Source organism: Streptomyces sp. NBC_00448 (genome assembly GCF_036014115.1).
GTDB lineage: Bacteria > Actinomycetota > Actinomycetes > Streptomycetales > Streptomycetaceae > Actinacidiphila.
Genome location: NZ_CP107913.1, coordinates 2,376,661 through 2,396,730 on the forward strand (window position 1 = coordinate 2,376,661; position 20,070 = coordinate 2,396,730).

16 protein-coding genes are annotated in these 20,070 nt (G+C 72.1%); 7 read left to right on the forward strand and 9 right to left on the reverse strand.

Annotated elements, in window-relative coordinates; translation table 11 throughout:
• The first annotated feature begins 15 nt into the window (after nt 1–15).
• Nucleotides 16–1,032 (forward strand): COX15/CtaA family protein, encoded by a 1,017-nt coding sequence (locus tag OG370_RS10130; RefSeq protein ID WP_328462752.1) that lies wholly within the window; start codon nt 16–18, stop codon nt 1,030–1,032.
• Nucleotides 1,033–1,048: 16 nt separating this feature from the next.
• Here OG370_RS10130 and OG370_RS10135 read toward each other — a convergent pair whose 3' ends face one another.
• From OG370_RS10135 to OG370_RS10150, 4 genes are all read right to left on the reverse strand, one after another.
• The gene (locus OG370_RS10135; RefSeq protein ID WP_328473960.1) at nt 1,049–2,134 is read right to left on the reverse strand and encodes an amidohydrolase; all 1,086 of its coding nucleotides are present in this window, start codon (nt 2,132–2,134) and stop codon (nt 1,049–1,051) included.
• A 121-nt stretch (nt 2,135–2,255) separates the two neighbouring features.
• Complete coding sequence (locus OG370_RS10140) at nt 2,256–2,591, reverse strand: hypothetical protein (protein ID WP_328462754.1); 336 nt, start codon at nt 2,589–2,591, stop codon at nt 2,256–2,258.
• Between the two features lie 147 nt (nt 2,592–2,738).
• Nucleotides 2,739–5,879, reverse strand: a complete 3,141-nt coding sequence (locus OG370_RS10145; RefSeq protein ID WP_328462756.1) for a GH92 family glycosyl hydrolase — start codon at nt 5,877–5,879, stop codon at nt 2,739–2,741.
• 312 nt (nt 5,880–6,191) lie between these two features.
• A complete protein-coding gene (locus OG370_RS10150; protein ID WP_328462758.1) occupies nt 6,192–7,151 on the reverse strand; it encodes a heme o synthase in 960 nt (319 codons plus the stop codon).
• A 293-nt stretch (nt 7,152–7,444) separates the two neighbouring features.
• Between OG370_RS10150 and tkt the strand changes: the two genes are divergently transcribed.
• The 5 genes from tkt to pgl are packed head-to-tail and all read left to right on the forward strand — an operon-like array spanning nt 7,445 to nt 14,087.
• Nucleotides 7,445–9,532, forward strand: a complete 2,088-nt coding sequence (gene tkt, locus OG370_RS10155) for a transketolase (RefSeq protein WP_328462760.1) — start codon at nt 7,445–7,447, stop codon at nt 9,530–9,532.
• 35 nt (nt 9,533–9,567) lie between these two features.
• On the forward strand, nt 9,568–10,686 hold the full coding sequence (gene tal, locus OG370_RS10160; protein ID WP_328462762.1) for a transaldolase: 1,119 nt from the start codon (nt 9,568–9,570) through the stop codon (nt 10,684–10,686).
• 22 nt (nt 10,687–10,708) lie between these two features.
• Nucleotides 10,709–12,232: a glucose-6-phosphate dehydrogenase gene (gene zwf / locus OG370_RS10165; RefSeq protein ID WP_402449978.1), complete on the forward strand. Its 1,524-nt coding sequence runs from the start codon at nt 10,709–10,711 to the stop codon at nt 12,230–12,232.
• On the forward strand, nt 12,229–13,308 hold the full coding sequence (gene opcA, locus OG370_RS10170; protein ID WP_328462766.1) for a glucose-6-phosphate dehydrogenase assembly protein OpcA: 1,080 nt from the start codon (nt 12,229–12,231) through the stop codon (nt 13,306–13,308). Before zwf ends, opcA begins: the two co-directional genes overlap by 4 nt.
• Nucleotides 13,305–14,087 carry a 6-phosphogluconolactonase gene (pgl, locus tag OG370_RS10175; RefSeq protein ID WP_328462768.1) on the forward strand — a complete coding sequence of 261 codons (783 nt, stop codon included), beginning with the start codon at nt 13,305–13,307 and terminating at the stop codon, nt 14,085–14,087. The genes opcA and pgl overlap by 4 nt, the downstream gene beginning before the upstream one ends.
• A 142-nt stretch (nt 14,088–14,229) precedes the next feature.
• Here the strand turns inward: pgl and pgi are convergent, their stop codons facing one another.
• The 3 genes from pgi to OG370_RS10190 form a co-directional block, all read right to left on the reverse strand.
• Nucleotides 14,230–15,888, reverse strand: a complete 1,659-nt coding sequence (gene pgi, locus OG370_RS10180) for a glucose-6-phosphate isomerase (RefSeq protein ID WP_328462769.1) — start codon at nt 15,886–15,888, stop codon at nt 14,230–14,232.
• Nucleotides 15,889–16,133: 245 nt separating this feature from the next.
• Nucleotides 16,134–16,898: an SIS domain-containing protein gene (locus tag OG370_RS10185; RefSeq protein ID WP_328462771.1), complete on the reverse strand. Its 765-nt coding sequence runs from the start codon at nt 16,896–16,898 to the stop codon at nt 16,134–16,136.
• 178 nt (nt 16,899–17,076) lie between these two features.
• The gene (locus OG370_RS10190; protein ID WP_328462773.1) at nt 17,077–18,270 is read right to left on the reverse strand and encodes an N-acetylglucosamine kinase; all 1,194 of its coding nucleotides are present in this window, start codon (nt 18,268–18,270) and stop codon (nt 17,077–17,079) included.
• A gap of 58 nt (nt 18,271–18,328) precedes the next feature.
• Between OG370_RS10190 and OG370_RS10195 the strand changes: the two genes are divergently transcribed.
• Nucleotides 18,329–19,216, forward strand: coding sequence for a MurR/RpiR family transcriptional regulator (locus OG370_RS10195; protein WP_328462775.1), 888 nt, complete (start codon nt 18,329–18,331; stop codon nt 19,214–19,216).
• 38 nt (nt 19,217–19,254) lie between these two features.
• On the opposite strand, the gene OG370_RS10200 is transcribed toward OG370_RS10195, so the two are convergent.
• Complete coding sequence (locus OG370_RS10200; RefSeq protein WP_073497103.1) at nt 19,255–19,590, reverse strand: RNA polymerase-binding protein RbpA; 336 nt, start codon at nt 19,588–19,590, stop codon at nt 19,255–19,257.
• A 228-nt stretch (nt 19,591–19,818) separates the two neighbouring features.
• On the reverse strand, nt 19,819–20,055 hold the full coding sequence (gene secG, locus OG370_RS10205) for a preprotein translocase subunit SecG (protein WP_328462778.1): 237 nt from the start codon (nt 20,053–20,055) through the stop codon (nt 19,819–19,821).
• Between the last annotated feature and the right edge of the window lie 15 nt (nt 20,056–20,070).

The window sequence follows — 20,070 nt, forward strand, 5'->3', positions numbered from 1 at the left end:
GCCTACGATGGGCCCGTGCCGAAGCTGCCCGAAATCGCGCGAAACCCGCTCGCCTTCATCGCCGCACGGTGGACCCCCAGCTCAGGGGCGGTGCGCCGGGCGGCGCTCGCGGCGCTGGTGATGTCCGTGGTGATCGTGATCACCGGGGGCGCGGTCCGGCTGACCGCCTCGGGCCTGGGCTGCCCGACCTGGCCGACGTGCAGCGGTGACAGCCTGCTCGGCACCCGTGAGATGGGCATCCACCACACCATCGAGATCAGCAACCGCATGCTGACGTATGTGCTGTGCGCCACGGTCGGGTGGGCGATCATCGCGATCCGCGCGCAGCAGGAACCGCCGCGGCGCGGCCTGTACCGGCTGGCGTGGGCGCAGTTCTGGGTGGTCGTCTTCAACGCGGTGTGGGGCGGGCTGACGGTGCTCACCAAGCTCAACCCGTACGTCGTGTCGTTCCACTTCCTGCTGTCGGCGGCCCTGATCACCGTCGCCACCCTCACCTGGCAGCGCCTCCGGGAGGGCGACGCGTCGCCCCGCCCGCTGGTCGGCAAGCCGGTACGGCAGCTCGGGCAGCTGCTCGCCACCGCCTCCGCGATCCTCATCGTCGTCGGCACCCTCGTCAGCGGCGCCGGGCCGCACCCGGGCGACTCCAGCGGCTCCTTCAAGGTCCGGCGGATCGACGTGGACTGGAAGACCATCGCCCAGCTCCACGCGGACTTCGCGTGGGTCGTGGTCGGCCTGACCGTCGCCCTCTGGTTCGTCCTGCGTGCCGTCGACGCGCCGATCGGCCCGCAGCACCGCGTCCGCGAGCTCTTCCTCGTCCTCATGGGGCAGGGCGTCATCGGCTACGTCCAGTACTTCACGCACCTGCCGGCGGCCCTGGTCGACCTGCACATGTTCGGCGCCTGCCTGGTCTGGATCGCGGTCCTGCGCGTGCTGCTCTCCTTCCGCGAACGCCCCTTCACCGAGCCCGGCGAGTCGGTGCCGTCCGCCGCCAGGGCCCCCGGGTCCGCCGCGTCCTCCCGCGTCACCGCGTGAGCAAGGGGCGCTACGCTCAGGGCGCCCCTTGCTCGAACGGGAACACCCGCCGGGCGTTGTCCGCCGTCACCAAGGACGTCACGCGGCGTCCGTCCGCCGCGGACCACTCACCCGCGCGGACGCGCTCGGCGACGGCCTGCCCCAGCTCCGACAGGAACCCTCGTGCCGCGGTCACGGCGAGCTCGGGCAGTCCGCCCGCGCCGCTCGCGTAGAGCACCTTGCCGAAAGGCGTCCGCCCGAGCACCCCGGAGGGGTTCCGCCCGACGCCGACGTAGACATGCGGGAGTTCGGTCGCGAGATCGGCGGCGGCCGCTTCGTGGGGCGCGTCGGGCAGCAGCACGACCTCGGTGCCGAGCCCCGTGGTGGCCCGCAGGAAACTCAAGGCGGCGCGCGGCCCGCCCCCACCCGCGCCGTACCGCAGCAGCAGCGGCAACCCGGTGGCGACGGCATGCCACCGGATGTGCCGCAGCAGGACGGGATCGGCCGGCCGCGCCCCCACCGCACGGGCGGAGAGCCAGGCCGCGGCGGCCTGCCGTACCTCCAGCGGCCCGGGCGGGCGCGTGTCCTCGCCGCCCTCCTCCGCACCGGCCCGGCCGTCCGTGCCGGCGGACCCGTCACCGCAGGAGAACCCGGCCGCACCGAGCGCGGCACCGTGCACGGCCTCCGCGAGGTTCGCGAGGAAGGAGCCGACCGTGCCGGAGGTGTCGGCGACCTGCTGGGCGAGCGGTTCGAGCCGGACCGTCTCCAGGACGGGCGCGCCCGTGGTCGCCGCGAGGTCCTTCGGCGAGGTGAGCTCGCCGGGTTCACCGGTGTCCAGGACGTACGCCGTCACGCCCGTGCCGCGCAACAGCAGCCGGGCGGACTCGTAGGCGCCCAACTCGCGGCGCCTGGCGAGGTAGCGGGCCGGCGGGCAGTGGGGTTCCAGGCCGAGCAGCGGCGGGCACCAGCGGCGCAGCGCGAACCCGGTGGGGCTGTCGAAGAGGGTGGTGCCGGGGGCGGCGGTGCCCGGCAGCCGCGCCTCGAAGGAGCCCAGTCCCAGCTCGCCCGGGTACACCCCGTGGCAGTGCGCGTCCACCAGGTGTGCCTGTGCCGTGCCGGCCATCGGCCGCACCCCGTCCCGTCCGTCGGTCACGGACCTGCCCAGGTCCTCGGTCGCTGCGCGGACGGCCGCAGGGGGCAGCCCGCACAGGTCCTAACGACCTGGGCGGTAATAGGGAGCGCGGTCAGCTGCCGGCCCGGCCGCCGAGCTGGATGCCTGCCATCCGGGACCACTCGTACGGCCCTGTCCGCACCTTCGCGGCCATCTCCCCGTCGAACGCCTCGTGCGCGGTCACTCCCGACGCGCCCACGGCCCGCTGCGCCAGTTCGTACGTCGGCGCGACCAGGTCGCCCCAGGCGCCGTCCTCCCCCACCAGCACGATCCGGGCGCCGCGCTCCCCTAGGTACGCGATCTGCGCGTCCGCGCCGCCGTGCGCCCGCCCGAACGCGTGGATCTCCCTGGTCAGCCGCCGCACGCGTCGCTCGGCCCGGGGGTCGTTGTCCACCTTGCTCTCAGCCATGCCCCCACCCTACTCACCGGTAATCCCTCGGCGGAAGACGGCGCCCGACGGGGATCAGCCCGGCGGGAATCGGGAAGGGGGTCCGATCCCCGCCGGGCGGTATGGGCGGTACGGGAGGTACGGGCGGTACCGGAGGACGCGGGCGCCTCAGCCGAGGCCGACGGCGAACACGTGCAGGTTCCCGTTGTCCGGCAGCGTCACGCTCGCGACCTGCTTGCCCTGCGGCACGGCGAACGGCGTGGTGGCGAAGACGTACGCCGCCGGGCCCGCACCACCGGACTCGTTGCGGTGATCGGTCGCGGCCACCAGCGTGTTCCCCAGCACCGGCGCCGAACCGCCGCCGGGCTTCGTCCAGTCGCCGAAGGACAGGTCGGCCTGCGCCGTGCTGCCGTCGGTGAACGTCACCTGGGCGGTGGCCCGCTGGTCGCCGTTGGTCGCCGAGCCCACGAACAGCAGGCGGGTGACGGTCTTCGCGCTGTCCCCGAGCGCGAGGGTCTGCCCGTCGGCGACCACGTTGTCGGGGCGTCCGACGGGGGCCTCGGGCCAGACGAACGACGTCCCGGACACCTCGGTGCGCGCGCCGCCGTCCAGGCCCGCCGCGGCCAGCGCCTCACGGGAGTAGGTGCTGCCGGTGCCGTCGAGGTCGCCGCTCGCGTGGTCGCCGTCCTGCGTGGTGCCCACGTTGTCGTACTCCGCGGCCAGGCTGTGCTCGGCGGCGACCAGGACGATGGCCGTGAGGCGCACCGGCGAGCCGCCGCCGCTTCCCGTGCCGCGCACGGTGAGCGGTACCTCGTAGTAGCCGTCCGCGGTGCCCGCCGCCGCCTTGACCGCCAGCCGTACGGTGCCCGAGCCGGTCGCCCGGTCCAGCGCGAGGGACGTGCCGGCGGGTGTCACGCTGATGCCCTGGGGCGGGGAGGCGCTGACCGTCAGCGCGTGGCCGTGCCCGGCCAGCCGCTGGGCATGGACCGTGAGGTCGGCCGCCGCCCCGCCGGGCGCCACCGTCGACTGGTTCGGGGTGGCCGTGGCCAGGAAGTCGTGCTCACCGGCGCGGTAGGAGGGCGACGCGACGCTCGCGGACGCGGCCCAGTGCGTGTCGGGGGTGGTGGACAGGGTGAAGTCCAGGCGCCCGCCGTGCGAGACGACGGACTGCGGCAGGTAGGTGCGCGCCCAGGTGCGCCCGTCGAGGGTGAGCCGGTGGACGTAAGGAGCGTCGTCCGCGGCCTGCGGGGCGCGGATGTCCAGGTCCGCGGCCTTGCCCGGCAGGTCCAGCACCACCCGCTGGAACATCGGGCTGTGCACGGTGAGGTCGGCCGTGCCAGGCGTCGCGGGATACATGCCGAGCGCGGCCCACACGTACCAGGAGGACTGCGCCCCCAGGTCGTCGTTGCCGGGCTCGCCGTCGGGGGTGGGGCTGAACAGGGTGGTGGCGATCTCCCGGACCGTCGCTTGCGTCTTCCACGGCTGGCCGAGCTGGTTGTAGACCCACGGCACGCCGAAGTCGATCTCGTTGCCGGCCCACATGTAGGGGGCGTTGGGGCCCGCGTTGAGCTGGGAGAAGAACCCGTCGAGGCGCTCGGTCGCGGCGCTCGCCCCTCCCATCGAGGTGATCAGCCCCGCCATGTCCTGCGGGACGAGCCAGTTGTACTGGGCGGCGTTGCCCTCGTCGTAGCCCTCCTGGCCGAACTGCCCGTCGCCCGGGGTCTGGAAGCCCGGCTTGTCGGGGAACCGGCCGTCCTCGCCGCGCGGTTCGAGGTAGCCGGTGGCGGGGTCGAGGATGTTCTGCCAGTTCTGGCCACGCCTGCCGAAGGTGCGGGCCACCGAGGTCTGCCCGGCGGCGTCGGCGAGCTGGGCGATCGAGAAGTCGTCGATGGCCCACTCCAGGGTCTCCGAGGCCCCGACGTGCCCGTGGTCGCCCTTGGCGGCGTCGTCGTTCGGCGCGTAGCCGCGCTCGACGTACTCCGCGATGCCGGGCCGCTCCTGGTAGGCGCCCGCGGTCGTGTCCACCGTGGTGGCACCCTTGACGAGGTACTTCAGCGCCGTCTTCAGATCGAAGTCGCGGGCCCCGTAGGCGTACAGGTTCGCGATGAGCGGCACCGAGTTGTCGCCGGTCATCTGTCCGGTGTACGCGTTGGCCAGCGGCCACCGCGGCCACCAGCCGCCCTGCTCCGCGTCGTTGACCAGGGACTGGGCCATGTCGCTCGCCTGCTGCGGGAAGAGCATCGCCTGCAGCGGCGCGAGCGAGCGGTAGGTGTCCCAGTCCGAGAAGTTGGTGTACTGCGCATGGCCCTCGGGCAGGGTGCGGACCTTGCCGTCGAAGCCGATGTAGCGGCCGTCGGCGTCGTTGAAGGTGTTCGGGTGCATCAGCGAGTGGTAGAGCGCGGTGTAGAACGTCGTCAGCTCGTCGGCGTCCTTCCCCGCGACCCGCACCTTGCGCAGGGTCCGCGTCCACTGGTCGCGGGTCTGCCGGTGCAGCGCGTCGAGGTCCCAGCCGGGCACCTCGGCGGCCATGTTGGCCTGGGCGCCCGCCACGGACACGTACGACATCGAGACCTTGGCCCGCACGGTCCGGCTGCCGCCGTCGCCGAAGGTGAGGTACGCCCCGGCGCCCGGGGCGCTCGCGGAGTCGCCGCCCTTGGTCACGGTCCTGCCGTCCCAGGTGCCGTGCGCGGTGAAGGGCTGGTCGAAGGTGATCGCGTAGTGGACGGTGTACTCGTTGCCCTTGCCGCAGAAGTCACCGGTGGTGGCCGAGCCGGTGACCTCCCGGTCGCCCACCACCTGGACGTCGGCGCTCTTGTCGCCGTTGAGGCTGCCACCGGCCTTGACCAGCAACTGCGCCGCCGCGGCCCCCTGGGGGAAGGTGAAGGCGGCCAGACCGGTCCGGGTGGAGGCGGTCAGCTCGGCGCGGACGCCCGACGCGTCGAGGGTCACCGCGTAGTAGCCGGGCTCGGCCTTCTCCCCGGTGTGCGTGAAGTGCTCCGTGAGGTTCCAGGGGGTGCTGCCCACATCGCCCGTCACCGGCAGGATCGGCACGTCGCCGAAGGCGCGGCAGCCGACGGAGGCGTGGTCGAGGCTGAAGCCGCGGATCTGGTCGTCGTGGTACTGGTAGCCGGCGTAGGAGCCGGACGTGTCCGGGGAGAACTGCATCATCCCGAACGGCGCGGACGGGCCGGGGAAGTTGTTGATCTCGCCGACGGTCGAGCCGCCACGTCCGGTGCCGATGAGCGGGTCCACATAGCTCGCCGGGTCGGACACCAGCGCGGAACCGGAGGAGGTGGAGGAATATGACAACGTTGTCGGTTTGTTGGACAACGTTGTCATATCGGCCGAAGCCGTACCCGCGGCCACCAGGGTCGCCACCGCACCGAGCACTGTCACGAGCGCGCCATGCAGCATGCGCCGCCTTCTCACACGTACCTCCCGAGGAACTCGTCGATGGGACCAGCACATCCTGGGGGCCGGCCGCGCTCAAATCAACGGTCGTACGGGGGTGGGCCGATGGGGGCCGTGCCGGTTGTCCCGATGTGGGCCGGCACGGCACTTTCGCGCCTGGGGCGCGGGAGTCGCCGCTGCGGGAAGCGGGAGTCCCCGGTGCGGAAGTCCCTAGTGCAGGAAGGGGTCGATCGCCACGGCGACGAACAGGAGCGTGGCGTAGGTGATGGACCAGTGGAACAGCCGCATCTCCTTGAGCTTGGCCCCCATCACCCCGGCCTTGGCGCGGGCGTGCAGCCCGTGCGCCTCCTTCAGCCAGAACGCGCCGAGGGCGCCCGCGACCACCGGGTAGAACCAGGAGGTGTCCCCCAGCGGCCACCACAAGGTGAGCGAGGTGAGGACCATGACCCAGCTGTAGAGCACGATCTGCCGGGCGACGACCTGGTTGCCGGCGACGACCGGGAGCATGGGCACGCCGACCCGGGCGTAGTCGTCCTTGACCTTCATGGACAGCGGCCAGTAGTGCGGCGGGGTCCAGAAGAACAGGACGAGGAAGAGCACGAAAGGCGCCCAGCCGAGTTCGTTGCGCACGGCCGACCATCCGATGAACACCTGGAGGCAGCCCGCGACACCGCCCCACACGATGTTCTGCGCGGTGCGCCGCTTCAGCCACAGCGTGTAGACGAACACGTAGTAGAGGATCGCGGTCAGCGACAGCGCGGCGGACAGCGGGTTGACCAGCACCGCGAACCACACGGTGGACACCACCGACAGCACGATGCCGAAGACCAGGGCCTCGCGCGGCGAGACCATCCCGGTGACCAGCGGACGCTGCTCGGTGCGGTGCATCAGCGCGTCGATGTCGCGGTCGATGTACATGTTCAGCGCGTTGGCACCGCCCGCGGACAGGTAGCCGCCGACCACGGTCGCCAGCACCAGCCAGAGGTTGGGCACGCCATCGGCCGCCAGGAACATCACCGGAACGGTCGTGATGAGCAGCAGTTCGATGATGCGCGGCTTGGTCAGCGCGACGAACGCCATGACACGGGCACGCGGCGGCCGGTGCCCGGAGTTCGTCTGTCCCGAGCCCGTCCCGATGACCCCTGCGGGTCGGGATTCGACGGCTGTCACGAACACCCCACGAGAGATGAGTCCAGCAGGTCCCGGCTGCCTGCCGGCCGCGGATGCGGCGGCGGACCACGGTCCCTGCGCGTACCACGCCACTCTAGACGTAGGGAATACCCGGCTTTCTGCGGGGGGTGTCCATGGGCGGGGCGTGTCATCCGTTGCCCGCGCAGGAGTTATCCACAGATGCGGCAGCGTGGGCAAAGGCCCGCGCGCCTGCGGCGGTAGGCTCAAGAACGTCGGGTAGGCACCAGTCACCGGCGCTTTTCAACATATGTGGAGAGGAGCCCTGACCCAGGGTGAGCAAGCAGCCGACGACCACAGACCTTGAGTGGAGCGATCTGGACCAGCGGGCCGTGGACACCGCCCGCGTCCTCGCGATGGATTCCGTGCAGAAGGTCGGCAACGGCCATCCTGGCACGGCGATGAGCCTGGCCCCGGCGGCCTACCTGCTGTTCCAGAAGATCATGCGGCATGACCCGGCGAACGCCGACTGGACCGGCCGCGACCGCTTCGTGCTGTCCGCCGGGCACTCCAGCATGACCCTCTACACGCAGCTCTACCTCGCCGGTTACGGCCTGGAGCTGGCCGACCTGGAGGCCCTGCGCACCTGGGGCTCCAAGACCCCCGGCCACCCGGAGTACGGCCACACCACGGGCGTGGAGACCACCACCGGCCCGCTCGGCCAGGGCGTGGCCAACGCGGTGGGCATGGCCATGGCCTCGCGTTACGAGCGCGGGCTGTTCGACCCGGACGCGCCGGTCGGCACCTCTCCCTTCGACCACACCATCTGGGCGATCGCCGGTGACGGCTGCCTGCAGGAGGGCATCTCCGCCGAGGCGTCCTCGATGGCCGGCCACCAGAAGCTCGGCAACCTGGTGCTGCTGTGGGACGACAACCACATCTCCATCGAGGGCGACACCGAGACGGCCGTCTCCGAGGACACCGTCAAGCGGTACGAGGCATACGGCTGGCACGTCCAGCGGGTGGCCCCGAAGGAGAACGGCGACCTCGACGTGCACGCGCTGCACGCCGCGCTGCTGGCCGCCAAGGCCGAGACGGAGCGGCCGTCGTTCGTCGCGGTCCGTTCGATCATCGGCTGGCCCGCGCCCACCAAGCAGAACACCGGCGCCGCGCACGGCTCGGCCCTCGGTGAGGACGAAGTGCGGGCCACCAAGGAGGTGCTGGGCTTCGACCCGGACAAGCACTTCGACGTGGCCGACGACGTGATCACCCACACCCGCGCGGTCGGCGACCGCGGCCGCGACACGCGCGCGCAGTGGGAGAAGTCCTTCGCCGCCTGGCGCACCGCGAACCCGCAGCGCGCCGAGCTGTTCGACCGGATCGACGCGGCCGAGCTGCCGGAGGGCTGGCAGGAGCAGCTGCCGGAGTTCGAGGCCGGCGCCTCGCTGGCCACCCGCGCCGCCTCGGGCAAGGTCCTGGAGGCGCTGGGCTCGGTGATCCCCGAGCTGTGGGGCGGCTCCGCGGACCTCGCCGGGTCGAACAACACCACCATCGACAAGAACTCGTCGTTCCTCCCGGTCGGCAACCCGCTGCCCGGCGCGGACCCGTACGGCCGGACCGTGCACTTCGGCATCCGCGAGCACTCCATGGCCGCGGAGATGAACGGCATCACGCTGCACGGCAACACCCGTGTCTACGGCGGCACGTTCCTCGTCTTCTCCGACTACATGCGCAACGCCGTCCGGCTGTCCGCGCTGATGCACGTGCCGGTGACGTACGTGTGGACGCACGACTCGATCGGCGTCGGCGAGGACGGCCCGACCCACCAGCCGGTGGAGCACCTGGCCTCGCTGCGCGCCATCCCGGGGCTGAACGTGGTGCGCCCCGCGGATGCCAACGAGACGGCGATCGCCTGGCGCGAGATCCAGAAGCGCTGGACCAAGGAGATCGGCAAGGGCGCCCCGCACGGCCTGGCGCTGACCCGGCAGGGCGTGCCGACCTACCCGGTCCACGAGGACACCGCCCGCGGTGGATACGTCATGTTCGAGGCCGAGGGCGGCCCCGCGCAGGTGATCCTGATCGGCACCGGCTCCGAGGTGCAGCTCGCGGTGGGCGCGCGCGAGGAGCTGCAGGCCGCGGGCATCCCGACCCGGGTGGTCTCGATGCCGTGCGTGGAGTGGTTCGAGGAGCAGGACGCGGCGTACCGCGAGAGTGTGCTGCCGTCCTCGGTGAAGGCGCGGGTCGCCGTCGAGGCCGGCATCGGCCTCACCTGGTACCGCTACGTGGGAGACGCCGGCCGAATCGTCAGCATCGAGCACTACGGTGCCTCGGCCGACGGCAAGCTGCTCTTCCGCGAGTTCGGTTTCACCGCGGAGGCGGTGGCCGCCGCGGCCCGGGAATCTCTCGCCGCCGCAGACCGCTGACGCTGGTACACGACATTTCAGGAGATGCAATTCCCATGACAGACGCACTCAAGCGCCTCTCCGACGAAGGCGTCGCGATCTGGTTGGACGACCTGTCGCGCAAGCGCATCACGTCCGGCAACCTGGCCGAACTCATCGACCAGCAGCACGTGGTGGGTGTCACCACCAACCCGTCGATCTTCCAGAAGGCCATCTCCCAGGGCGACGGATACGACGGACAGCTGAAGGACCTCGCGGCGCGGAAGCTGACCGTCGAGGAGGCACTGCGGATGATCACCACCGCGGATGTCCGCGACGCCGCCGACATCCTGCGTCCGGTCTACGACGCCAGCAACCACCAGGACGGCCGGGTGTCCATCGAGGTGGACCCGCGGCTGGCGCACAACACGGTGGCCACGATCGCCGAGGCCAAGCAGCTGGCCTGGCTGGTCGACCGCCCGAACACCCTGATCAAGATCCCCGCGACCAAGGCCGGGCTGCCGGCGATCACCGAGGTGATCGGCAAGGGCATCAGCGTCAACGTCACGCTGATCTTCTCGCTGGAGCGGTACCGCGCGGTGATGGACGCCTACCTGTCCGGTCTGGAGAAGGCCAAGGCCGCCGGCCTGGACCTCGCCGAGATCCACTCCGTCGCGTCGTTCTTCGTCTCCCGCGTGGACACCGAGATCGACAAGCGGCTGGAGAAGATCGGCTCCGACCAGGCCAAGGCGCTCAAGGGCAAGGCCGCCGTGGCCAACGCGCGGCTGGCCTACCAGGCGTACGAAGAGGTCTTCGGCACCGACCGCTGGGCCGCCCTGGAGCGGGCCGGCGCCAACAAGCAGCGCCCGCTGTGGGCCTCCACCGGTGTGAAGGACCCCGCCTACTCCGACACGCTGTACGTCACGGAGCTGGTCGCGCCGAACACCGTGAACACCATGCCCGAGGCCACGCTGGAGGCGACCGCGGACCACGGCGAGGTCACCGGCGACACCGTCCGAGGCGGTTACGCGCAGGCGCAGGCCGACATCGACGCGCTCGCCACGGTCGGCGTGTCGTACGACGACGTGGTGCAGGTACTGGAGGACGAGGGCGTCGAGAAGTTCGAGGCGGCCTGGAACGAACTCCTGGACTCCACCAAGGCCGAACTCGAGCGGCTCGCCCCTTCGGAGGCGTGAGGTGACATCCGAGGACGAGAAGCTGACGGTGGGCAATCCGCTGCGTGACCCGCTCGACCGGCGGCTGCCGCGGATCGCCGGGCCGTCCGGCCTGGTGATCTTCGGGGTCACCGGCGACCTGTCCCGCAAGAAGCTGATGCCGGCGGTGTACGACCTGGCCAACCGCGGTCTGCTGCCGCCGGGCTTCGCGCTGGTCGGGTTCGCCCGCCGCCAGTGGGAGAACGAGGACTTCGCGCAGGAGGTGCACGACGCGGTCAAGGAGCACGCCCGCACCCCCTTCCGCGAGGAGGTCTGGCAGCAGCTCGCCGAGGGCTGCCGCTTCGTCCAGGGCAACTTCGACGACGACAAGGCCTTCGAGCAGCTCAAGTCGACCATCGAGGACCTGGACAAGGCCCGCGGCACCGGCGGCAACTTCGCCTTCTACCTGTCCGTGCCGCCGAAGTTCTTCCCGAACGTGGTGCAGCAGCTGAAGAAGCACGGCCTGTCGCAGGGCACCGGCGACTCGTGGCGGCGCGCGGTGATCGAGAAGCCGTTCGGCCACGACCTGGCCAGTGCCCAGCAGCTCAACCAGATCGTGCACGACGTCTTCCCGCCCAACGAGGTCTTCCGGATCGACCACTACCTGGGCAAGGAGACCGTCCAGAACATCCTGGCGCTGCGCTTCGCCAACACCATGTACGAGCCGATCTGGAACCGGTCCTACGTCGACCACGTGCAGATCACCATGGCCGAGGACATCGGGATCGGCGGCCGGGCCGGGTACTACGACGGCATCGGCGCCGCGCGCGACGTCATCCAGAACCACCTGCTGCAGCTGCTGGCGCTGACCGCGATGGAGGAGCCCGGCTCCTTCCACCCCAAGGCGCTCACCGCGGAGAAGCTGAAGGTGCTCGGCGCGGTCGTGCTCCCCGACGACCTGGGCAAGTACACCGTGCGCGGCCAGTACGCACACGCCTGGCAGGGCGGCGAGGAGGTGCTCGGGTACCTGGAGGAGGACGGCATCGACCCCAAGTCCAAGACCGACACCTACGCCGCGGTGAAGCTGGAGATCAACAACCGCCGGTGGGCGGGTGTGCCGTTCTACCTGCGCACCGGCAAGCGGCTCGGCCGCCGCGTCACCGAGATCGCGGTGGTCTTCAAGCGGGCCCCCTACCTGCCGTTCGAGTCCGGCGCCACCGAGGAGCTGGGCGAGAACGCGCTGGTCATCCGGGTCCAGCCGGACGAAGGCGTGACCGTGCGGTTCGGCTCCAAGGTGCCGGGCACCTCCACCGAGGTGCGGGACGTCACGATGGACTTCGCCTACGGCGAGTCGTTCACCGAGTCCAGCCCGGAGGCGTACGAACGGCTCATCCTGGACGTGCTGCTCGGTGACGCGAACCTCTTCCCGCGGCACCAGGAGGTCGAGCTGTCCTGGACCATCCTCGACCCCATCGAGCAGTACTGGGACAGGCACGGCAAGCCGGCGCAGTACGCGTCCGGCACCTGGGGCCCGACCGAGGCGGACGAGATGCTCGCACAAGACGGCAGGAGCTGGCGCAGGCCATGAAGATCGATCTGACGGACACCACGTCCTCGAAGATCAACGCCGGGCTGATCCAGGCCCGGCGGGCGATCGGCACCCCAGCGGTCGGCATGGTGCTGACGCTGGTCATCGTCACCGACGAGGGCAGCGCCTACGACGCGTTGAAGGCCGCGCACGAGGCGTCCAAGGAGCACCCCTCCCGGATACTGGTCGTCATCAAGCGGCCCGGGCGCTCGCCGCGGGACCGGGCGCTGGCCCGGCTGGACGCCGAGGTCGTGGTCGGCGACGAGGCGGGCACCGGCGAGACCGTGGTGCTGCGTATGCACGGCGAGCTGGCCAACCACGCCGAGTCGGTGGTCCTGCCGCTGCTGCTGCCGGACGCCCCCGCGGTGTGCTGGTGGCCGGACAAGGCCCCGGAGAACGCCTCGGAGGACCCGCTGGGCCGGCTGGCGGCGCGCCGGATCACCGACTCGGCGGCCGCCGAGGACCCGGTGGGCTCGCTCGGGCTGCGGGCGAAGACGTACGCACCCGGTGACACCGACCTGGCCTGGACCCGGATCACCCCATGGCGCTCGATGCTGGCCGCCGCTCTCGACCAGCGGCACGGCAAGATCGAGAGTGCCTCGGTGGAGGGTGAGGCGTACAACCCGAGCGCCGAACTGCTGGTGCTGTGGCTGGCGGACCGGCTCGGTGTGCCGGTGGAGCGCAAGGTCAGCAACGGCCCCGGGCTGACCGCGGTGCGGCTGGCCACCTCCGACGGCGACATCTGCCTGGACCGGCCCGAGGGCGGGCTGGCCGAACTGGCGGTGCCGGGGCAGCCCGACCGCCATGTGGCGCTCAAGCGCCGGGAGACCTCGGAGCTGATCGCCGAGGAGCTGCGCAGGCTCGACCCGGACGACATATACCGCGCCACCGTGAAGTTCGGCGAGCGACAGCTGCTGAACTCCGACGGGATCGCGCGCGCGGCCGGGTCCACCGGGTCCAACGGGTCCGCCGGGTCCAACGGGTCGGGAGCCAAGGCCGAGGGCGCGGCGAAGGCGACGCCGGCGAAGAAGGCCGCTTCCGGCTCGGGCTCCGGCAAGGCGGCGGCGGAGAAGTGAGTACGCCGCAGGTGGTCGTCCACCGGGACAAGGAGTTGATGGCGCGGGCCGCGGCGGCCAGGCTGATCACGAAGATCGTGGACGCCCAGGCCGCCCGTGGCTCCGCCTCGGTGGTGCTCACCGGCGGGCGGAACGGCAACGGGCTGCTGGCCGCGCTCGCCGAGGCCCCGGCGCGTGACGCCGTGGACTGGGCGCGGCTGGACCTGTGGTGGGGCGACGAGCGGTTCCTCCCCGAGGGGGACCCGGAGCGCAACTACACGCAGGCCCGGGAGGCGCTGCTGGACTCGGTGCCGCTCGATCCGGCCCGGGTGCACCCGATGGCGCCGTCCGACGGCGCCTACGAGTCCGACGTGGAGGCCGCCGCGGCGGCCTACGCGACGGAGCTGGCCGCCGCGGCCGGGCCGGAGGACCACGCCCGGGTGCCGTCGTTCGACGTCCTCATGCTGGGCGTCGGCCCGGACACCCATGTGGCCTCGCTCTTCCCGGAGCACCCCGGCACCCGGGAGACCGTCCGCACCGTGATCGGTGTGCACGGCTCGCCCAAGCCGCCGCCGACCCGGATCTCGCTGACCTTCCCGGCGATCCGCTCGGCCCGGGAGGTGTGGCTGCTCGCCGCGGGCGAGGACAAGGCGGGCGCGGTCGCGGTCGCACTGTCCTCGCCGGGCGAGGTCCAGGCACCCGCCTCGGGCGCCCACGGCCGGGCCCGCACGCTGTGGCTGCTGGACCGCGCGGCGGCCGCGAAGATCCCCGCCGAGCTGTATCCGGCGGCCTCGTCGTAGCGGCGGCGCCGTCGGCAGATCGACGGAGGGGGCCCGGAATCATGGATTCCGGTCCCCCTTCGTGGTGTCGCGGCCAGGCCGGGCGGCCACCTCGGGCTCAGCCGCCTCCGGCTCAGCCGCGTCCGCTTCAGCCGCCGCGGGCTCAGCGGCCGCGCAGCTCGCGGTACTTCGCCACGAGCGCCTTCGTGGACGGGTCCAGGCCCGGCACGTCGGCGCCCTCGGTGAGCGCGGGCTCGACGCGCTTGGCCAGCACCTTGCCGAGCTCGACGCCCCACTGGTCGAAGGAGTCGATGTTCCACACCGCGCCCTGGACGAACACCTTGTGCTCGTAGAGCGCGATGAGCTGGCCGAGCACGGACGGGGTCAGCTCGGTGGCGAGGATGGTGCTGGTGGGGTGGTTGCCGCGGAAGGTCTTGTGCGGCACCAGTTCCTCGGGCACCCCTTCGGCGCGGACCTCGTCCGGGGTCTTGCCGAACGCCAGCGCCTGCGTCTGCGCGAAGAAGTTCGCCATCAGCAGGTCGTGCTGCCCGGCGAGCGGGCCGAGTTCGGGCAGCGGCCGGGCGAAGCCGATGAAGTCGGCGGGCACGAGCTTGGTGCCCTGGTGCAGCAACTGGTAGTACGCGTGCTGACCGTTGGTGCCCGGGGTGCCCCAGACCACCGGGCCGGTCTGCCAGTCCACCGGGTTGCCCTCGCGGTCCACGGACTTGCCGTTGGACTCCATGTCGAGCTGCTGGAGGTAGGCGGTGAACCGGCTCAGGTAGTGGCTGTAGGGCAGCACCGCGTGCGCCTGCGCGTCGTGGAAGTTGCCGTACCAGATGCCGAGCAGGCCGAGCAGCAGCGGGACGTTCCGCTCGGGGGGCGCGGTCCTGAAGTGCTCGTCGACCAGGTGGAAGCCGGCCAGCATGCTCCGGAAGGCCTCGGCGCCGATCGCGATCATCAGGGACAGGCCGATCGCGGAGTCGTACGAGTAGCGGCCGCCGACCCAGTCCCAGAACTCGAACATGTTCTGCGTGTCGATGCCGAACTCCGCGACCTTCTCCGCGTTCGTGGACAGCGCCACGAAGTGCTTGGCCACCGCCTCGTCGCCGGCCCCGAGTTCGCCGAGCAGCCACTGCCGGGCGGACGTCGCGTTGGTGATGGTCTCGATGGTGGTGAAGGTCTTGGAGGCGACGATGAACAGCGTCTCCGCGGCGTCCAGGTCACGCACGGCCTCGTGCAGGTCGGCGCCGTCCACGTTGGAGACGAAACGGACCGTCAGGTCGCGGTCGGCGTAGGAGCGCAGCACCTCGTAGGCCATGGCCGGACCGAGGTCGGAGCCGCCGATGCCGATGTTGACGACGTTCTTGATCCGCTTGCCGGTGTGGCCGGTCCACTCGCCCGAGCGGACCCGGTCGGCGAAGACCGTCATCTTGTAGAGCACGGCGTGCACGGCCGGTACGACGTTCTGCCCGTCCACCGCGATCGTCGCGGACTGCGGGGCGCGCAGGGCCGTGTGCAGCACCGCGCGGTCCTCGGTGACGTTGATCCGCTCGCCGGCGAACATGGCGTCCCGCAGCTCGAACACCCCGGTGGCCGCGGCCAGTTCCCGCAGCAGCCGGAGGGTCTCGTCGGTGATGAGCTGCTTGGAGTAGTCCAGGTGGAGGTCGCCGACCTGGAGGGTGTAGCGGCTGCCCCGGTCGGGGTCGCGGTCAAAAAGGTCCCGCAGATGGGTGCCGGACAGCTCCTCGCTGTGCTTGGCGAGTGCGTGCCACTCGGGGCGCTGGTCGAGCCGGGGGGTGCCCTGCGCGTTCGTTTCGGACATCAGTCCACTTCTCCTCGTCCTCGCTGCGACACCCAAACTAATTGATGGCACGCCAGAACGAGATCCGGCACCCGGGCGCGCCGCCCACCGGCCGCTTCGCCGTCACCGGACCGCCGGTGAACCGGGGCCGAACCAGGACCGGACCGCGGATGAAGGGTCGCCCGTCCGCCGCCGGACCACCGGCGAACGGCCCTGGGGCCGCCGCCGGTTCGCGGCCGGTTCGGGGCCGGTTCGGGGCCGGGCGGTCAGAAACCGCCGCGGTGGATACGGCCCGCGTACCGCTCCTCCAGCACCTTGTTCCGCTCGTGGCCGCCGGGGAGGTTCGCGGAGATGTAGATCGGCGCGTCGTGGCCCTCCGCGCCCAGCAGGCCGACGGCCTCGGCGACGGCCATCTGCACCAGCAGCGCCGAGGTGATCGTGGACACCCCGCCTAGGGCGCCGCCACCCGGCAGCGGCAGCAGCGCGTCGCCGGCGGGAGCGCAGTTGTCCAGTACGGCGTCCGCGAGGTCGGCCAGCCGCTTGCCGCTGGAGTGCAGGGCCGGCACCGCGCGGGTGTGGGTGAGCGAGGTGAGCGCGATCAGCGGGTGGCCGGCCTCCTTCACGTGCAGCGCCATGTCGACGATCGAGTTGTTGACGCCGGAGTTGGAGACGATCACGAACACGTCCTGCGGACGCGGCGTGGCCAGTTCGTACAGCCGCCGGGCCAGGCCGGGGGAGCGCTCCAGCAGCGGGTCGGCGAGCACCGCGCGGTCCTCGCCGCCGCGCAGCACCAGGTCGGACAGGCCGATCCGGTTGGTGGGGATCAGGCCGCCGGCCCGGCCGACCAGTTCCATGACGGTGGCCTGCGAGTGGCCGGTGCCGAAGCCGTGGATCACGCCGTCGGCGGCCACGCAGTCCGCGAGGAGCCGGGCGGCGGCCGCCACGGTCTCCTTGTTCGCGCCGATCGCCCGCTCCACCGCCGCGCGGCCCTCGTCGGCGAACGTCGCGGCGCTGATCTGTCCCTCGGCCATGCCCGGGTCCCCTTTGCGGAAGTCCTGCTGCTGGAGCTCTGCGGATGTACGGATGCGATTCCGGTTGATTGAACCAACCGTTCAATACGTCGATGAAACATTGAGCCACCATCGCCCGTCAAGACACCCGGGTGCCGGATGCTCCGCCGCTCACCGCGAACCGCCCGAATCTCCCGATTCACACCGCCGCACCCGGTCCGCCCCGACCGCCCGAACCGCCTCCGTCGAGCAGCCCGCACGCGAGCGCGGCAGCACCGGTGGAGCCGTCCGCGACCGGGAAGACCCGCAGCCCACGATCCGCCAGCCGCTCGGTCACCCGGCCCAGCAGCGGCCCGCCCGGCCCCAGCAGCCCACCGGTCGCCACCAGCGGCTCGCCCGGCCGCGGCTCCAGCGAGCGCACCGTCGCCGCGAGCAGCCCGGCCGCCGCGTCCAGCAGGCCCCGCGCCACCGCGTCGCCCGCCTCCGCCTCCTCGACCACGATCGGGCTGAGCGCGCCCAGCCGGGCCGGCGCCTGCTCGTACGCCCGCGTGACGACAACCTCCCCGAGCAGGTGCCGCGCCACCGCGTCGCTGGCCGGCCCGACCTCCAGCGCCCGCCGCAGCACGTCGCCGCTCCCCGGGTCCCCTCCCCCGGCCGCCGAGCCACCGGCCGCCGACCCACCGACGTCCGATCCCCCGGCTCCGCCCGCCGCGCCGCCCAGGTAGTGCGCCACCACCCGCGGCACCAGCGTCGTCCACGGACCGCGGCCGTCCAGCGCCTCCAGCGCCGCCCGCGTCGCGCGGTTGCCGAGCCAGAACCCGCTGCCCTCGTCGCCGAGCAGCCAGCCGTGGCCGTCGGAGACCGCGGCCCGGCGGCCCCCGGCGAGGCGGGCGGCGATGGCGCCGGTGCCCGCGATGAGGACGAGCCCGTCGGAGGGGGCGCCGGGTGCCGCGGCGAGAGCGACCTCGGTGTCGCCGCCGACGGCGACCGGCACCCCGGTGATCCCGTGCGCGGCGAGCGCGTCGCGCAGGCAGGACACGGCCAGTTCCTCCCCGCGCTCCGGCCCGATCCCCGGCGCCGCCCCCGCGAACCCCCCGTATGCCGCGCCGATCCGGCCCCGTACCTCCGGATCGGCGGGCAGCGCGTGTGCCACGGCCTCGCCCACGGCCGCGGCGAGATGGCGGGTCAGGTCGGCGCGGCCGACGCTCATGGCGTTGCCCGGGCCGCCGCTCCCCCGCCCGAGCACCCGGCCGCCGGGCACGCCCACCGCCAGGCAGGCCCGGCTGCGCGTCCCGCCCGCGTCGATGCCCACGACCAGGGGCGGCCGGCCCGCCGCCCCGTCCGGGTCGATACCGCTGCCGCCGCCCGCCGGGTGGCTGTAGATTTCACTCATCACCATGCATCGTGGTTGATGAATTCACCGCCGCACAACCCCGACGGGACGAGTCGTCATGATCACCGCACTGATCCGCACCGAACTTCCCCGGATGTCCGGGTCGCTGCGCAAGGTCGGCGAGTTGGTGCTCGCCGATCCGGTCGCGGCCACCCACGGCTCCGCGGCGGAGCTGGGGCGGCGCACGGGGACCTCGCAGGCGACGGTGACACGGTTCTGCCGGGCGCTGGGCCTGGAGTCCTACCAGCAGCTGCTGATCGAGCTGGCGCAGGAGCAGGGCCGGACCGAGGCCGAGCCGCGAAGTGCCGCGCTGGGCCCGCGGATCGGGCCGGACGACGACCTGGAGCAGGTGATCGGAGTCGTCGCGGAGGCGGATCTGCGGGCGCTGCGGCACACCGCGGAGCTGCTGGACCGGGAGGCGCTCGAACGGGCCGCGCAGGCCCTCGCCCGGGCCCGCAGGATCGACGTCTACGGGGTCGGCGGCTCCGGCATCGTCGCCCACGAGACGCAGGCCCGGCTCTTCGGCATCGGCTGCGCCGCCCACGCCTGGACCGAGGTGCACGCCGCGGAGACCTCAGCGGCCCTGCTGACGCCCTCCGACGCGGTGGTGGCGGTTTCCCACTCGGGCACCACCCGCGAGGTCCTGGAGCCCCTGCGGCTGGCCGCGGACCGAGGGGCGGCGACCGTGGCCGTCACCGGCGACCCGCGCTCGCCCATCGCGCAGGCCGCCGACGTCCGCCTGACGTCGTTCTCCGGCGAGACCAGCTTCCGGCGCGGCAACTTCGGCACCCGCCACTCCGTGCTGCTGATCGTGGACTGCCTCTACGCCCGCGTCGCGCAGCTCACCTACGAGCGGGCGACCGCTTCCATCGCGCTGACCGCGCACATCGCGGCGGCCCACACCACGAAAAAGGCCCCCGGCCGCCGGACCGGCTCAGCTTCCTGAGCCGGTCCGGCGGTCGGGGGCGGGCGAAGCGCCCGGAACTAGATCTCGCCCCGGAGCTTCGCCAGTGCCTCGGCGAGGATCGCCTCGCCGTCGGCGGCCGAGCGGCGCTCCCGTACGTACGCCAGGTGTGTCTTGTACGGCTCGGTGCGCGGCGGTGCCGGCGGGTTCTCCTCGTCCTGCCCGGCCGGGAAGCCGCAGCGGGGGCAGTCCCAGGTCTCCGGGATCTGCGCGTCGCTGGCGAAACTCGGCTGGGTCTCGTGCCCGTTGGAGCACCAGAAGGAGATGCGCAGGCGCGGAGCGGACTCGCCGCGCTCGGCCTCTCCCATCGGCCCCGCTCCGACCCGACTGCCACGGATCGCGTTGCCACTTGCCACGGTCGTAACTCCCTGCGTGATGGTGCTGCGAGGTCGCCCACTTGACGGAGACCGGTTCGCCCCCGCACCTGGCGGGAAAGGGCACGGTATCCCAAGACGCGCGTCCATGATAAGTCGTGGACAAGTCGTCTTCGCGACACGGCGTCAATTCGCCCGCAATGGGCGGTAGTCGGACGGGGCGCGCGCGTCACCCGCGCGGGTGGGCCGCAAGGCCCCTTACGGCGCCCGCTAGTTCTTCACCTTCATCACGATGCCGAGAGCGACGATGCACGCGAACCACAGCAGGCCGATCACCACGGTGATCCGGTCGAGGTTGCGCTCGGCCACCGACGAACCGCCGACGGTGGACTGCATGCCGCCGCCGAACATGTCGGAAAGGCCGCCGCCCTTCCCCTTGTGCATGAGCACGAGCAGCAGGAGCAGCAGGCTGAAGATGATGAGGGCGATGGAGAACCCGATGACCACGGCTGGACCAACTCT

Excerpts from the sequence above, each read along its gene's own strand:
- OG370_RS10135 (WP_328473960.1), bottom strand. The coding sequence starts at position 2,134 with ATGGCCGGCACGGCACAGGCACACCTGGTGGACGCGCACTGCCACGGG.
- OG370_RS10140 (WP_328462754.1), bottom strand. The coding sequence starts at position 2,591 with ATGGCTGAGAGCAAGGTGGACAACGACCCCCGGGCCGAGCGACGCGTG.
- tal (WP_328462762.1), top strand. The coding sequence starts at position 9,568 with ATGACAGACGCACTCAAGCGCCTCTCCGACGAAGGCGTCGCGATCTGG.
- opcA (WP_328462766.1), top strand. The coding sequence starts at position 12,229 with ATGAAGATCGATCTGACGGACACCACGTCCTCGAAGATCAACGCCGGG.
- pgi (WP_328462769.1), bottom strand. The coding sequence starts at position 15,888 with ATGTCCGAAACGAACGCGCAGGGCACCCCCCGGCTCGACCAGCGCCCC.
- OG370_RS10185 (WP_328462771.1), bottom strand. The coding sequence starts at position 16,898 with ATGGCCGAGGGACAGATCAGCGCCGCGACGTTCGCCGACGAGGGCCGC.
- OG370_RS10190 (WP_328462773.1), bottom strand. The coding sequence starts at position 18,270 with ATGAGTGAAATCTACAGCCACCCGGCGGGCGGCGGCAGCGGTATCGAC.
- OG370_RS10195 (WP_328462775.1), top strand. The coding sequence starts at position 18,329 with ATGATCACCGCACTGATCCGCACCGAACTTCCCCGGATGTCCGGGTCG.